Raw genomic sequence first — 13679 nt, forward strand, 5'->3', positions numbered from 1 at the left:
TTCCACACTGACTATCGGATAGTGAATCCATGATTGCACCGTACTTCAAGGCTCTTACCTTTCTGCTCGCTCTGTCGCTCAGCGCAGGCGTGTCGGCTCAGCAAACCCTCATCCCGGCACCGCCGGAGATCGCCGCCTCATCTTACATACTGATGGATTCAGAAAGTGGCCGGATCATTGTCGAACATAACAGTGACGAGCGCCTGCCGCCTGCGAGCCTGACCAAAATGATGACGGCGTATATCACTGAACGCGAGCTTGATCAGGGGCGGGTCGCCATGGACGACCCGGTTATGATCAGTGTCAATGCATGGCGTACCGGTGGCTCGCGTATGTTCGTCCGCGAAGGGACCACCGTGCGCCTTGAGGATCTTCTTAAAGGCATCATTATCCAGAGTGGCAATGACGCCAGTGTTGCTGTAGCAGAACATATCGCTGGTAGTGAAAGTGCCTTTGCCGACATCATGAACCAGCAGGCGCAGCTGCTGGGAATGAACAACACCCGCTTTCAGAATGCGACCGGTTTGCCCGCTGCCGACCACTATTCATCGGCTCGGGACCTGGCCATATTGGCCAAACGGACCATCAACGATTTTCCCCAGAACTACGATCTCTACGCCCAGAAGTATTTTACCTATGCGGATATCCGCCAGCCGAACCGCAACTCGCTGCTTTGGCGTGACGACTCCGTTGATGGCCTCAAGACGGGGCACACGGAAGAAGCAGGCTACTGTCTGGTGGCATCCGCAAAGCGTGATGGTATGCGCCTGGTGGCGGTTGTTATGGGAACGCGTAGTGAAAAGGCGCGCGCGCAGGAAGTTCAGAAACTCCTGAATTACGGGTTCCGCTACTATGAAACGCATCGCTTGTTTGCCGAAGGGCAGAAGCTAATGGACAGTCGCGTATGGGGCGGCACGGAAGAAGAGTTCGGTCTGGGGCTCGACGAGGCGGTTTACGTAACCATCCCGCGTGGATCCAAACCCGAACTGCAGTCCAGTCTGGACGTCGAGGCAGTCATAGAAGCGCCGGTTACGGCCGGGCAGGAGTACGGCACGGTTCAGGTCAAACTTGGCGAGACGGTGTTGGTTGATAAGCCCCTGCTGGCGTTGCAGTCGGTTGAAGAGGCGGGGCTGTTCAAACAGCTCTGGGATAAAATAAAACTCTTTTTCAGTCAGCTTTTCAGCTGAACCTTCGGCAGGCTCGGGACGATAGGGCCCGGGTCTGCCGCCCCTGGCGTCTGTGCCCCCGTCTGGCTCTGGCGCGAGGAGGGTCCAGATAGGGCGCCTGGCTACGAGAACAACCCGGCAGAAAGTTGCTGGTCCATGGCTTGTAATTCTTACTCCCACACCCAATTTATCGCTGATACTTCCCAAGAAAAGCCCAGATTTCGATGACTGACCCCAAAGCCCCTGTGATCACTTTTCCCTGCGATTATCCGATCAAGGTGATCGGAGACATGGCGCCCGATTTCAAAGACTTTGTTACCCGCGTTGCGCGTAATCACGACCCGCGCCTGAAAGAGCATTCCATCTCCGTCAACACCAGTCGAAACGGACGGTTTCTGTCTGTTCGTCTGGTGATCCGGGCGACAGGCGAGACACAGATTTCGGCACTGTTTGCCGAGCTGAAGGAGAGTGGACGAGTACGAATGGTGCTCTAGCGGAGCCGTGAAAATCGACTGCATCCCGGACCGGGCATAGCAAAAACGAGTACGCACTCATGGCCCAGACACAAGAGTCAGTCCCGCTGCCAACGCCACTTTACGTGCGCAAGCTCGGTGTAGTGCCCTACAGCGAAGCCTGGCAGGCTATGCAGCGGTTTACCGAGCAGCGCAATCAGGACACAGCCGATGAAATCTGGCTGCTCGAACACCCGCCGGTGTTTACCCAGGGCCAGGCGGGTAAAGCCGAGCATATTCTCGCGCCTGGTGATATTCCTGTGGTTCAGGTTGATCGTGGTGGGCAGGTGACGTATCACGGTCCCGGTCAGTTGATGGCTTATCTGCTGGTTGATATAGCGCGCAAGAGAATGGGTGTTCGCCAGCTGGTCAGCGCCATAGAGCAGGCTCTGGTCGAAGCCCTGAGAGAGTGGGGGATCGACGCCGCACCGAGGCCCGACGCCCCTGGAGTCTATGTAGGCGACGCTAAGATAGCCTCTCTCGGCCTGCGCATCAGGCGGGGCTGCTCGTTTCACGGTCTGGCCCTGAACATTGCGATGGACATGGAGCCCTTCAGTCGGATTAATCCCTGCGGCTACGCCGGACTGCCCATGACCGAAGTGCAGGCCTTTTCGGCAGATGCCAGACTGGACGCTGTCGCGGATGACCTGCTTGTTTCCCTTTGTCGGCACCTATCGCTCTTGCAGGAGCAGGTGGTTGAGCAAAAGCCAGCTTGCTGGCAAGGCTGATTGCCCTTGACGTGAGCCCGGCATAACATTGCCTGGGCGCAACTTCCCTTATGCCCCGGACAGCCGATAAACTCTGCTCATGACTATCAAAAAGACTCCGGACACGGTATCGCGTATCAAAACAGGAAGCTTTGAACGTCGTTTGAGCCTCACTCGGGCCGGGCTTTTCGCCGGTACCCGAATGGCTTCACACATGGCTACCAACTGGTTTGGCAGCCGTGAAACGCGTGACGAGCGGCACCGGGAGATGCTCTCCAAACAGGCTCGGTATCTGGTTAAGGAACTGGGCGACCTGAAGGGCAGCGTGGTCAAGATAGGGCAGGTAATGGCGCTTTATGGCGAGCATTTCCTGCCGCCAGAAGTGACAGAAGCGCTGCATACGCTTGAAGACCAGACATCAGCACTGGACTGGTCTGTGATCGAAAAGACCCTGAGGGCGGAACTGGGCGAAGAACGTCTGGCCCAGTTGGATATTGAGGAAGAGCCTATTGGGACGGCATCGCTGGCGCAAGTCCATCGGGCCCGTTGCCGGGCCAACGGTCTGGAAGTCTGCCTGAAGGTCCAGTATCCCGGCGTGGCGAAAGCGGTCGACTCGGACCTCGACTCGGTTGCCCAGCTTTTGCGCGTGGCCCGGGTTGTGTCCTTCGGACCGGATTTCGACGAGTGGCTCGAAGAGGTCCGCGCTATGATGCACCGTGAGGTGGACTATGAGATGGAAGCGCGCACAACCGAATCTTTTCGCCAGAAGCTCAGCGGCGATAGCCGTTTTGTCGTTCCTCGGGTACTCCCGGAGTTTTCCAACGCACGGGTGATGACCTCAACCTACGAGCCCGGACACAGTCTCACCTCGTCGACCGTCCAGGGGCTTTCGCTTGAGCGCCGCTCAGCGCTTGGACAGGCCGCGCTCTCGCTTTTTCTGAGCGAGCTGTTCCTGTGGGGTGAAATCCAGACCGATCCCAACTTCGGGAACTACCGTATACGCCTCGGCGATGACGGCCAGCCAGACCAGATCGTGCTTCTCGACTTCGGCGCCGTGCAGCGCTACGACGACACATTCCTGAACCCGGTCAGGGAGATGATACAGGCCTCCTACGAACGTGACCTGGACGCCGTCATAAAAGGCGGCATTACGCTCAGGTTTATGGATCAGAGTTGGCCTGAGGATATTCTGAAACGCTTTGGCGAGGTCTGCATGGCGGTGCTTGAACCGCTCAGCCCGGACTCGATCGAGAAGCCAGAGTATGCCGTCAATGAGCAGGGACAGTACCGCTGGAAGCAAAGTGATCTGCCCAACCGGGTGGCGCGCCAGGCGACGCGGTCGGCAATTAGCCGGTACTTTCGTATTCCGCCCCGGGAATTTATCTTTCTCAACCGTAAGCTCGTGGGCGTCTATACGTTCATCGCAGTGTTATGCGCCGAGTTTGACGGGGAACCCATCCTCCGCCGCTATCTGTACGGGGACCTGAAACGGGCTTGATCAGACGGTTTGCGCTCAGCCAGCGGGCTGGCGCCGATGGTCTGCAGGCCCGCGACCGCAGGTGACCGTAACGTTTCGATCTTCCCGCGCGCGACCCGCCGAACCTGTGCGCAGCTCTCGCCGCTTATAAGCCGGCGTCAGGGCAGGACTGCAAGTACCAGTGCGTAGCGTACGCCCTTACCGATGAAAACCAGTATAAAGAAGGGCAGCCACTTCACCCGCATAGTGCCCGCGATCAGTGTCAGCGGATCGCCGATGACCGGTAGCCACGCCAGCAACAATGTCCAGATACCGTAGCGGTTGAACTGGACCTGGGCCCGCTCGATCTGGTCCGGCTTGAACGGAAACCAGCGGCGGTCCTGGAAGTGAACCAGCCCGCGGCCCATGGCTGCGTTAACTGCAGACCCGAGTGTATTTCCCGCCGTCGCGATCAGTAACAGTGTGATCCAGGCGCCGGGGTCCGCGTAGTAAAGGTAGCCGAGGGTCACTTCGGAGTAGAAGGGCAACACGGTGGCTGCGAGAAAGGCGCTGAGAAAAAGGCCGGCGTATGAGGTCACAGACCAGCCCCCGGCTTTGTCCGGCCTGACTGGCAGAATGCAAAGAGCTTGGGCTTGTTGATGGGGGTTGGCGCTGGTCGCTCCATACGCTCTGCCTCTTCGCACGTCCGTGTGTTGGGTCTGGGTCTTGCGGGGCGAATCTCATTGATGGTCGCACACCCCGCTTGCTGAGCAGGGCTATTCGCCGGCATTACCACCCTTGTGGTTGCCACGTTCGCTCATTTCTTTCGGCGCACCGGATGCGTCCAGGCTGGCGGTTGCGTCTTCGTTGCGGCGGCGACGTCCGGCCTGCTCTCTGACGTGTCGCTTTGCTGTTTCGCCTGTGACGTTGAACCAGTCCAGGTGCTTTTTCCATACCGCAGCCGATATGTTGTCTGGTTTTTCCATGCTTACATCTCCTGAACGGCTATGCCTGGCCCGGGCAACGCCCTATGGGGCAGAGCCGGACCATAGGGCCTCAATTAAAGCTCGAAGGTCGCTTTGAGTTTTTTGGGAACCAGCTTGTTGGCAGGCCGCGCCACTTTCGGCAGGCCATTCTCGAAGGGCGGGTAGTCTTCCCCGGCAATAAGAGGCAAGAGGTATTCCCGGCAATCAGCCGTTATGCCAAAGCCATCATCACGAATGTAATGGATGGGCATTTTCTTTTCCTGGTTGGCCACCTCGCCCAGCGGAACTTCGCCAATGGACCAACGATAGGGTGAGTTCTGCTCGCGCCTGATGATGGGCATAACGGCGTTCTTGCCGTTCATCGCGAACTCGACAGCGGCCTCGCCAACGGCGTAGGCCTGACGCACATCGGTTTCGGAGGCGATATGCCGGGCTGCCCGCTGCAGGTAGTCTGACACCGCCCAGTGGAACTTATACCCCAGAGCCTGCTTGACCATGTTAGCAAGCACCGGTGCCACGCCACCCAGCTGGGTATGGCCAAACGCATCGCGTCCGCCGGCGTCGGCGATGAAATGACCATCTTCGTACTGTGCGCCTTCGGACGCGACAACGACGCAATAGCCGTATTCCTTGACGCAGTGATCCACGCGCGCAAGGAAAGCCTCCCGGTCAAATGCAATCTCCGGGAACAGAATGATGTGCGGAGCCTGATCATGGCCTTTTCCCGCCAGCCCTGCGGACGCCGCGATCCAGCCTGCGTGACGCCCCATGACCTCGAGAATGAACACTTTGGTCGAGGACTCACACATGGACTCAATATCCAGGCTGGCTTCCAGCGTCGAGGTGGCGACGTATTTCGCCACGGAGCCAAAACCCGGACAGTTGTCGGTAAAAGGCAGGTCATTATCGACCGTTTTGGGGATGCCAATGGCAGTGATGGGGTAGCCCAGGCGTTCGCTGAGCTGCGAAATTTTGTAGGCGGTATCCTGGGAGTCACCGCCGCCGTTATAGAAGAAGTAACCGATATCGTGGGCCCGGAAGACCTCGATCAGGCGCTCGTATTCGCGCTTGTTCTCATCAAAGTTCTTGAGCTTGTGGCGGCAGGACCCAAACGCCCCTCCTGGAGTGTAGCGCAGGGCCGCAATGGTCTCGTCCGTCTCAAGGCTGGTGTCGATCAGTTCTTCGCGTAACGCGCCGATAATGCCGTTGCGCCCGGCATAGACTTTGCCGATCCTGTCGGGGTATTTGCGTGCTGTCTGCAACACGCCGCAGGCACTGGCATTAATGACAGCGGTAACACCGCCAGACTGAGCGTAAAATGCGTTTTTGACCGCCATGGAAAGGGTGAGCCTCTTGCCGTTGAATACTGCGGGAATGATACGCGAAGGGCGACCGGTCGGCCACAGCTCCAGCGCTGACACAGCACAAGCGTTAACCCGGGGTCATGGCCAGGCGATGGCTTTTTACCTATGATCTGTCTGGTTTCCCACTTTACTGGCCGTGCTTATCCGCGTGGCTGAAAACTGAAGGCATTTATGCACATTCATATACTGGGTATCTGCGGCACGTTCATGGGTAGCCTGGCGGTTATCGCTCGCCAACTCGGGCATCGGGTGACGGGTTCGGACCAACAGGTCTATCCGCCGATGAGTACGCAGCTTGAGCAAGAAGGTATCGAGCTGGCCGAAGGTTACAAGGCAGAGCACCTGAAACCGGCGCCTGATCTGGTCCTGATCGGTAACGCCCTGTCGCGGGGCAATGCGGCGGTTGAATATGTACTAAATCGTAATATTCCCTATCTCTCAGGTCCTGAATGGCTCGCGCGCGAGGTGCTGCGCGACCGTTGGGTCCTGGCCGTTGCCGGAACTCATGGCAAGACCTCGACTACAGCCATGCTGATGTGGATTCTGGAACAGGCAGGGTTTGACGCAGGCTACCTGATAGGCGGCGTACCGAACGACTTCGCCGCGTCGGCGCGTCTCGGAACCAGCGATTTCTTTGTCATTGAGGCGGATGAGTACGACAGTGCTTTTTTCGACAAGCGCTCGAAGTTCGTCCACTACCGGCCGCGGACACTGATCCTCAATAACCTGGAGTACGACCACGCCGACATTTTTGATTCGGTTGAGGCTATCGAGCGCCAGGTGCACCATCTGGTCCGGACGGTGCCGGCAACGGGGCTGATCATCAGGCCTGCCCGTGATAGCCACCTGGACCGAGCGCTGGCGATGGGGTGCTGGTCGCCCATACAGAGCACGGCGATTGGTGGTGAAACTGATCTGGCAGACTGGCAGGGCGAGCTGATCACTGACGACGGCAGCGAGTTTATGGTGGTACACCACCAGCAACCCGTGGGGAACGTCCGGTGGAAGATGACCGGCCTGCATAACGTGCGCAACGCGCTGGTGGCGATCGCCGCGGCGAAACACGTGGGCGTTACCCCTGATCATGCGATTGCCGCGCTGAGCCGGTTTTCCGGCGTCAAACGTCGGATGGAACTGCTCGGCTCAGCTCAGGGCGTGTCGGTCTATGATGATTTCGCCCATCATCCTACGGCGATCGCCTCGACGCTTGAGGGGCTGAGAAACAGCGTCGGTGACGACTACATCATTGCGCTTATCGAGCCTCGCTCCAACACCATGAAGATGGGCGTCCACCAAAGCACGCTGTTGGCATCGGCAGCCGCGGCGGACCAGGTTGTCTGGGCAGATCTTGGTGGTTCAGAATGGCTTGGCGCATTGGTCGAAGGTGCCGACGCCAAGCATACGCTGGCGCAATCGGTCGACGAAATACTGCACCAGCTTGGCGACGACTTGCCCAGGCCCTGCCACATCGTCGCCATGAGCAATGGGGGCTTCGGCGGGTTGCATAAGCGTCTGGTCGCACAGCTGGAGGTCGGTTTTGGACAATGATGCCGCGGCCGTGCATACCGTCAATCTCGCGTTCACAGGCGCGTCGGGCGCGCCTTATGGTCTGCGGCTGCTGGAGTGCCTGTTACAGGCGGGCCGCCGGGTAAACCTGATGGTCTCCCGGCCCGCGCAGGTGGTACTCGCCACAGAGACTGATCTTAAGCTGCCGGGAACCCCGGCGGCGATGGCGGAATACCTGGCCGGTCTGTTTGGTGCGGCCCCGGGCCAGCTCAACGTATTCGGGCGCGAAAACTGGTTCGCGCCGCCCGCTTCAGGCTCCGGCGAGCCCAGTCCTCTGGTCATCTGTCCCTGCAGCACCGGTACGCTCTCGGCGCTTGCCACCGGGGCAAGCAACAACCTTATCGAGCGGGCAGGGGATGTTGCTCTGAAAGAGCGGCGTAAACTGATTCTGGTGCCCCGCGAAGCGCCTTACTCGGAGATTCATCTGGAGAACATGCTGCGGCTGACACGCATGGGTGCGACCATTATTCCGGCCAGCCCCGGTTTCTATCATTCGCCCCGGGATATTTCAGACCTTGTGGATTTTATCGTTGCCCGAATTCTCGACCATCTGGGCATCGGGCAGGAACTCATTCCGCGATGGGGTGAAGAAAAGAACCGCGAGCGCGACGAGGAGTAGTTATGGCGGCCGTCCAACCCCTCGACTGGAATAGCCTTCCTGCTGCCGTCTGGCGACGCCACAGGCAAGCGTTGCGCCCGGTTACCAGAATCGACCCGGTGCGCCTCGAAAGCCTGCAGGGCATCGAGCGGCAAAAGCAGGCGCTGGTCGCCAATACCGAACGTTTTATTGAAGGTCTTCCCGCGAACAACGTGCTGCTCTGGGGCGCACGGGGTACTGGCAAGTCGTCTCTGATCAAGGGCCTGCTGAACCAATACTTTGGCCGTGGCCTGCGGATCATCCAAGTGGACAAGGATGACCTGGTATTCCTGCCCGAGATCGTCGATGACATTGTTGATCAGCCACAGCGCTTCGTGGTCTTCTGCGATGACCTGTCGTTCGAGGCGGGAGACGCAGGCTATAAGGCCCTCAAGAGTATCCTGGAAGGATCCATCGAATTGCCTCCGGAAAACGTTCTGGTATATGCCACGTCTAATCGCAGGCACCTGATGCCCGAGTACATGAGTGATAACGAGTCCGTCCAGCATCGTGATGGAGAGGTTCATCCCGGTGAAGCCATAGAAGAGCAGATCTCGTTGTCGGACCGGTTTGGCCTCTGGCTGTCCTTCTATCCCTTCCGTGAGAATGAGTACCTGGCGACAGTGGATGCGCTCTTCCCCAGCCATCCTGATCGGGAGGAGTTGCACCGGCAGGCTCTGCTTTTCGCCATGACGCGAGGCGGGCGCAGTGGACGAACAGCTCAGCAGTTCTACCGCAGCCACGCCCGGCGCGCTGACGCCGATCCGACCTGAGAGTCCCGCTCGACACCAGGTCGTCCCTTCGCCGCGTTTTTCTGCCAACCCGAATGATACATTTTGTCATTGAGCCAGGTGGGCTCTGATTCCAGACTGTTCGCCGACATATAACGATCTGCGGTGCCAGCGGTTCAGCTGCACCGTGCCCGCCCTGGACTGGAGATAACAATGATTGCACGCCCACTTTTCGATGCTGACCTGATCGGATTCAGAGACAGTGTTCGCAAATTTCTGGAAAACGAAGCCGCGCCCTTTCATCGCCAGTGGGAGAAGGACGGCCAGGTCAGCCGGGAATTGTGGGAAAAAGCGGGCGAGCTGGGGTTTCTGTGCCCAACGCTACCGGAAGAGTTCGGCGGCTCTGGTGCTGACTTTCGCTACAGCGCGGTGGTGATTGAGGAGATAGCGCGTCAAGGGTTGTCCGGCATCGGCTTTCCCCTGCACTCCGATATAGTTGCGCCATACATCCTTGCCTACGGTACGGCCGCTCAGAAAGAGCGTTATCTGCCAAAAATGGCGTCGGGCGAATTTATCACGGCAATTGCCATGACCGAACCGGGTGCCGGCTCGGACCTGCAGGGGGTCAAGTCCACCGCAATCCGCAAAGGTGACCACTATGTCCTGAATGGTTCCAAAACCTTCATTACCAACGGCCAAATGGCCGACCTGGTAATCGTGGTGGCTAAAACCGACCCCAGCGCCGGCGCCAAGGGCACGAGCCTCTTTCTGGTTGAGTCAGCCTGGGAAGGTTTCGAGAAGGGGCAGAACCTGGAAAAGGTGGGTATGAAGGCTCAGGATACCTCGGAGCTCTTTTTCCAGGACGTTATGGTTCCCGCGGAAAATCTGCTGGGCTCCGCTGAGGGGCAGGGCTTTTTTCAGTTGATGCAGGAGCTTCCGCAGGAGCGGCTGCAGATTGGGCTTAGCGCCCTGGCCGCCTGTGAAGCTGCGTTTGAGTGGACCCTGAATTATGTCAAGGAGCGCAAGGCTTTCGGCAAGCCAGTCCTCCACTTCCAGAATACCCGGTTCAAGTTGGCCGAAATGAAGGCTGAAATAACCGCGGGCCGATGCTTCGTCGACCGCTGCCTTGAGCTGCACCTGGACAAGAAGCTTGATATCCCGACCGCAGCGATGCTCAAACAGTGGTCCAGCGATCTTCAGGGTCGCGTTATGGATGAATGCGTCCAGCTCCACGGCGGGTATGGTTACATGTGGGAATATCCGATTGCCCGGGCTTGGGCGGATTCCCGGGTGCAGCGCATCTACGCCGGGACCAACGAAATCATGAAGGAAATCGTCGCGCGGTCACTCTGAGCCATCACCTCGGGCGGCAGACATCTGGGCCATTTGCCCTCACAAACGCCGCCCCTGCGCAACTCCTGCAAATGCCAATCTCATCAAAGTACCGTGCTCAAGGTTCCTTTACAGTGGGGCGTTACCTCCTGTCGGCTCGGGTTAGGAACCAACATGCCCCGTAATTTACTGAATAGCTTTATTCTTGGCGCGATACTTCTTCTCGTCGGCTGCGACGGTTCGGAGTCCACCGCATATGATGAGGACGGTCGCGAGCAAGCCAATCCGATTGATAACAGCGCCCCGGGCACCTTGTCCGGTCGAGCTATGGATGGCTATCTGGTCGATGCCCGGGTCTGGCTGGATCTCGATGCCAACGGTCGACTGGACGACGGTGAGCCTGCTACTGCAACGACCACTAATGGTCGCTTCGAGCTCGACGTGTCTTCCCTGGCTAGAGATATAACCGTAGGGCCTGACCTGGACCCTCGGGATTACCCGCTGGCCCTGCTGGCGATCGCGGGCCAGACCATTGATGAGGACAATGGGCTGCCCGTGGATAAGTCCTTCGTGCTGCTGGCGCCTCCGGGTGCCAACGTCGTCAGCCCTTTCACCACCCTGGTTGAGCTTGAACGTCGGCTACGGGGCTCCGCAGGCGCCAGCACGATCAAGGAAGACGTAAGCGCGGCGACCGAGCGCGTCAAAGTTCGCCTGGGTCCGGCTCTGCAGGGCTTCAGCCTGCATCTGGATTATCTGCGCGGCGACAACTCGGCCCCAGCGATGCACGCACGCGTGATAAGTGAATTTCTCGCTGTTCAAACCAACGACCTGCTGAGTCATGGCGACCCCCGGGTCATGCTGGATGACGGCAGCTACAGGATTTTGGCGGGTGTTACGCTCGGTCAGGTACGCGGCATCGTCGATCAGACGTCAGCCCAGATTGAAGCAGGGGCCGAGGAGATTAACCTCGCAGCCATCGATATCCCCAGTTTCGACCTTTCCGGCGATGACCCCTTTGTGTTGAGTCGTCAGCGCCTCTATATGAAGCCCGGATTTCTTCCCAATTCTGATCCGGCAAACGTCGCCGACAAGCTGGCTTCGGTGGCAGGGTCGGCGCCGAACTACCTCAGCGAAAACCTCTCCGCCGAACTGCGCTATTTCTATGACGCAGCCGGGAGGCTGTCGGAAATTGAGGTCGACGGGTGGACCGATCCAAGCCTGGCCCAGCTCAACGAACTGGTTCGCGTCCAGGGCTACGTTGCAGGGCTTGACACGCAGTTCGGGCCAGGCCTCCTGGTTCGCTATTCCAGTGCGTTTGCCGAGGATAATGGCCTGATTCCGCAGGAGCGGTATGTGTTCAAATGGGGCGGCGACAGCCCGTCCATCGAATGGCATACCAACAACAGTTCTGATGGTTTTACTGTTCCAGAAACGCTGGACGAAGAGCCGGAAGCCTTAATTCAATGGTCCGATAGCGGTATCGCGCTGATACGGGACGGCATAACGACCGAGCTTGACGCTGAATACGTCGATGGTGAGCCGAGTCAGTTCACCTTCGATGGACCGGAGGGTACTTCTGTCTGGAACTGGAGTGACGACCCGGAGACGTTGCCGGAAAAGCCTGAGTATCTCTGTGAACGGATAGCGGTGAGCACGCTAAACTATGACCTCTACGATACTTTCAACGTTCCCGGTGACGGTGAAACGCGGCGTTTGCTGAACAGTACCCGTGCGGTCGAGTTTACTGAGAATGTCGCAACGCCCATCGAGTGGCAGCACCTCTATGTTGGCGCGGCTGGCTCCGCGCCCCTGGCTCCTGATCAGCCGGGCCTTTTGAGTGAGCGACGGCTCCACCTCTTACTTGAGCCGCCCGCTGCGTGTGATGCCAAGGCGCGGCAGGCTGACCTGGTCCTCGCGTTAGCCACCTATCAGCATACCCGGCTTTCCATTAACCTGGCCGATCAGACTCGCAGGGAGTAAATTGTCCGCCTTCGGGATATAATCCCGCCTTTGAGCGCGACCATGGGTTGCTCGGCACGTAGTTGGCCGAGGTCGGCTGTGGTCGTGCTCGCGTGATTCCTGCAGTTGTCCAGAGATATCATTTCTACATGAGCGTCAAAACTCCCGTCGTCATACGTTTGTGTTTGCTTCTGATGCTTTTACTTCCTGGCGTTGTAAATGCACAGCCAAGCCTGAGAGTCGGCGTCTTACCGTCCAACTATCCGTTCACCTTCCAGGAAGCCGTCGTATGGCAGGGGTTCGAGATCGACTTGATCAAGGCCGCCGGACGCGTGGCGGGGCTTGAAGTGGAGCTGGTTCCCGGTCAGTCCGGGACGCTCCGGGAGATGTTTGAGCGAGGCGAACTCGACACTTTGGCGGCGACCGCCGGTATGGCGCCCGAGCAGAACGCCACATTCACCCAGCCTTACATCTACAGTGGTCCCCAGATTGTTGTCAGGCGTGGCGACGAACGCATCGCTGGAATAGATGACCTCGGTGGTAAAGTGGTTGCGCTCAAGCAAGGTACGCCGCTACACCAATGGCTGGATGGCCAGTCAATTGAGGGTGGAGTTGAGTACATTTCCGATGAAATGGGTGCCGACGAGTTGGTTGCTATAGGTCGCGCTGATGCGCTGGTGATTGATCGGGTGGAGGCCATGCGGCTCATAGCCCGAAAGCCATTGCCATTGCATCTGGCGGGCGACCTGCTATTTGTGGAGCCCAGATCGCTTCCCTTTTCCAGGACACCTCAGGGGCAGGCTCTACGCATACGCGTTGATGATGCCATTACTGAGCTGAAACTGGACGGAACGCTAGGACGCATGTCGCAGAAGTGGTTGGGGGGCGATATTACCCGGTTCTGAAAGCAGCGGTTGCAGCCAGGGCAAAGATTGACCTGTCAAAATTGCTGACTTCATGAGGGTTGTGCTGGCGTGAAGGTCGGGCGCGGTCGCTGAGCTAAAAGGCTGTTTTAGTGTGTGCGGCGAATCACAAGGCTTGAGCGACAGCGTTGAGACCAGCTCTATCTACGTGTCGGCTTCTAGGAAAAGTAAAGCAGGAAAATCTGTGATGGTGCCGAGGAGAGGACTTGAACCTCCACGCCCTTGCGGACACTAGCACCTGAAGCTAGCGCGTCTACCAATTCCGCCACCTCGGCATGTGCTATCGTCGCGGTACAACTCCGTATGCTGCACTCCCGGGCGGAAGCTGAAATACAGGGCT

General features: G+C 58.4%; 13 protein-coding genes and 1 tRNA gene. 10 read left to right on the plus strand and 4 right to left on the minus strand.

Going from position 1 to position 13679, the window contains the following annotated elements:
- The first annotated feature begins 29 nt into the window (after window positions 1-29).
- From soil367_RS04090 to soil367_RS04105, 4 genes are all read left to right on the plus strand, one after another.
- A complete protein-coding gene (locus tag soil367_RS04090) occupies window positions 30-1187 on the plus strand; it encodes a D-alanyl-D-alanine carboxypeptidase family protein (RefSeq protein ID WP_136547158.1) in 1158 nt (385 codons plus the stop codon).
- 203 nt (window positions 1188-1390) lie between these two features.
- Window positions 1391-1660, plus strand: a complete 270-nt coding sequence (locus soil367_RS04095; RefSeq protein WP_136547160.1) for an HP0495 family protein — start codon at window positions 1391-1393, stop codon at window positions 1658-1660.
- A gap of 59 nt (window positions 1661-1719) precedes the next feature.
- Window positions 1720-2406 (plus strand): lipoyl(octanoyl) transferase LipB, encoded by a 687-nt coding sequence (lipB, locus tag soil367_RS04100; protein ID WP_136547162.1) that lies wholly within the window; start codon window positions 1720-1722, stop codon window positions 2404-2406.
- A gap of 193 nt (window positions 2407-2599) precedes the next feature.
- Window positions 2600-3883: an ABC1 kinase family protein gene (locus soil367_RS04105; RefSeq protein WP_246065516.1), complete on the plus strand. Its 1284-nt coding sequence runs from the start codon at window positions 2600-2602 to the stop codon at window positions 3881-3883.
- Between the two features lie 137 nt (window positions 3884-4020).
- Here the strand turns inward: soil367_RS04105 and soil367_RS04110 are convergent, their stop codons facing one another.
- The 3 genes from soil367_RS04110 to soil367_RS04120 form a co-directional block, all read right to left on the minus strand.
- A complete protein-coding gene (locus soil367_RS04110; RefSeq protein ID WP_136547166.1) occupies window positions 4021-4440 on the minus strand; it encodes a YqaA family protein in 420 nt (139 codons plus the stop codon).
- Between the two features lie 177 nt (window positions 4441-4617).
- Window positions 4618-4827: a hypothetical protein gene (locus soil367_RS04115; RefSeq protein WP_136547168.1), complete on the minus strand. Its 210-nt coding sequence runs from the start codon at window positions 4825-4827 to the stop codon at window positions 4618-4620.
- A gap of 74 nt (window positions 4828-4901) precedes the next feature.
- Window positions 4902-6164: a 6-phosphofructokinase gene (locus tag soil367_RS04120; RefSeq protein WP_136547170.1), complete on the minus strand. Its 1263-nt coding sequence runs from the start codon at window positions 6162-6164 to the stop codon at window positions 4902-4904.
- A 198-nt stretch (window positions 6165-6362) separates the two neighbouring features.
- Here soil367_RS04120 and mpl point away from each other — a divergent pair, with 198 nt between their 5' ends.
- The 6 genes from mpl (at window position 6363) to soil367_RS04150 (ending at window position 13321) form a co-directional block, all read left to right on the plus strand.
- Window positions 6363-7739 carry a UDP-N-acetylmuramate:L-alanyl-gamma-D-glutamyl-meso-diaminopimelate ligase gene (mpl, locus tag soil367_RS04125; protein ID WP_136547172.1) on the plus strand — a complete coding sequence of 459 codons (1377 nt, stop codon included), beginning with the start codon at window positions 6363-6365 and terminating at the stop codon, window positions 7737-7739.
- Entirely contained in the window at window positions 7729-8376 is a 648-nt protein-coding gene (locus tag soil367_RS04130; RefSeq protein ID WP_246065518.1) for a flavin prenyltransferase UbiX, read from the plus strand. The genes mpl and soil367_RS04130 overlap by 11 nt, the downstream gene beginning before the upstream one ends.
- 2 nt (window positions 8377-8378) lie before the next feature.
- Window positions 8379-9167 carry an ATP-binding protein gene (locus tag soil367_RS04135; RefSeq protein WP_136547177.1) on the plus strand — a complete coding sequence of 263 codons (789 nt, stop codon included), beginning with the start codon at window positions 8379-8381 and terminating at the stop codon, window positions 9165-9167.
- A 171-nt stretch (window positions 9168-9338) separates the two neighbouring features.
- Window positions 9339-10478: an acyl-CoA dehydrogenase family protein gene (locus soil367_RS04140; RefSeq protein ID WP_136547179.1), complete on the plus strand. Its 1140-nt coding sequence runs from the start codon at window positions 9339-9341 to the stop codon at window positions 10476-10478.
- Between the two features lie 153 nt (window positions 10479-10631).
- Entirely contained in the window at window positions 10632-12437 is a 1806-nt protein-coding gene (locus soil367_RS04145; protein WP_136547181.1) for a hypothetical protein, read from the plus strand.
- 128 nt (window positions 12438-12565) lie between these two features.
- Window positions 12566-13321: a transporter substrate-binding domain-containing protein gene (locus soil367_RS04150; protein ID WP_136547183.1), complete on the plus strand. Its 756-nt coding sequence runs from the start codon at window positions 12566-12568 to the stop codon at window positions 13319-13321.
- A gap of 206 nt (window positions 13322-13527) precedes the next feature.
- Here the strand turns inward: soil367_RS04150 and soil367_RS04155 are convergent.
- Window positions 13528-13614, minus strand: a tRNA-Leu gene (locus soil367_RS04155).
- Window positions 13615-13679 lie beyond the last annotated feature (65 nt).

It is taken from the genome of Hydrocarboniclastica marina (assembly GCF_004851605.1).
In the GTDB taxonomy this organism is placed as follows: domain Bacteria; phylum Pseudomonadota; class Gammaproteobacteria; order Pseudomonadales; family Oleiphilaceae; genus Hydrocarboniclastica; species Hydrocarboniclastica marina.

Bases quoted from the DNA above. Each gene is read 5' to 3' on its own strand.
- soil367_RS04090 (WP_136547158.1), top strand. From the start codon at position 30: ATGATTGCACCGTACTTCAAGGCTCTTACCTTTCTGCTCGCTCTGTCG.
- soil367_RS04095 (WP_136547160.1), top strand. From the start codon at position 1,391: ATGACTGACCCCAAAGCCCCTGTGATCACTTTTCCCTGCGATTATCCG.
- lipB (WP_136547162.1), top strand. From the start codon at position 1,720: ATGGCCCAGACACAAGAGTCAGTCCCGCTGCCAACGCCACTTTACGTG.
- soil367_RS04105 (WP_246065516.1), top strand. From the start codon at position 2,600: ATGGCTACCAACTGGTTTGGCAGCCGTGAAACGCGTGACGAGCGGCAC.
- soil367_RS04115 (WP_136547168.1), bottom strand. From the start codon at position 4,827: ATGGAAAAACCAGACAACATATCGGCTGCGGTATGGAAAAAGCACCTG.
- soil367_RS04120 (WP_136547170.1), bottom strand. From the start codon at position 6,164: ATGGCGGTCAAAAACGCATTTTACGCTCAGTCTGGCGGTGTTACCGCT.
- mpl (WP_136547172.1), top strand. From the start codon at position 6,363: ATGCACATTCATATACTGGGTATCTGCGGCACGTTCATGGGTAGCCTG.
- soil367_RS04135 (WP_136547177.1), top strand. From the start codon at position 8,379: ATGGCGGCCGTCCAACCCCTCGACTGGAATAGCCTTCCTGCTGCCGTC.
- soil367_RS04140 (WP_136547179.1), top strand. From the start codon at position 9,339: ATGATTGCACGCCCACTTTTCGATGCTGACCTGATCGGATTCAGAGAC.
- soil367_RS04145 (WP_136547181.1), top strand. From the start codon at position 10,632: ATGCCCCGTAATTTACTGAATAGCTTTATTCTTGGCGCGATACTTCTT.
- soil367_RS04150 (WP_136547183.1), top strand. From the start codon at position 12,566: ATGAGCGTCAAAACTCCCGTCGTCATACGTTTGTGTTTGCTTCTGATG.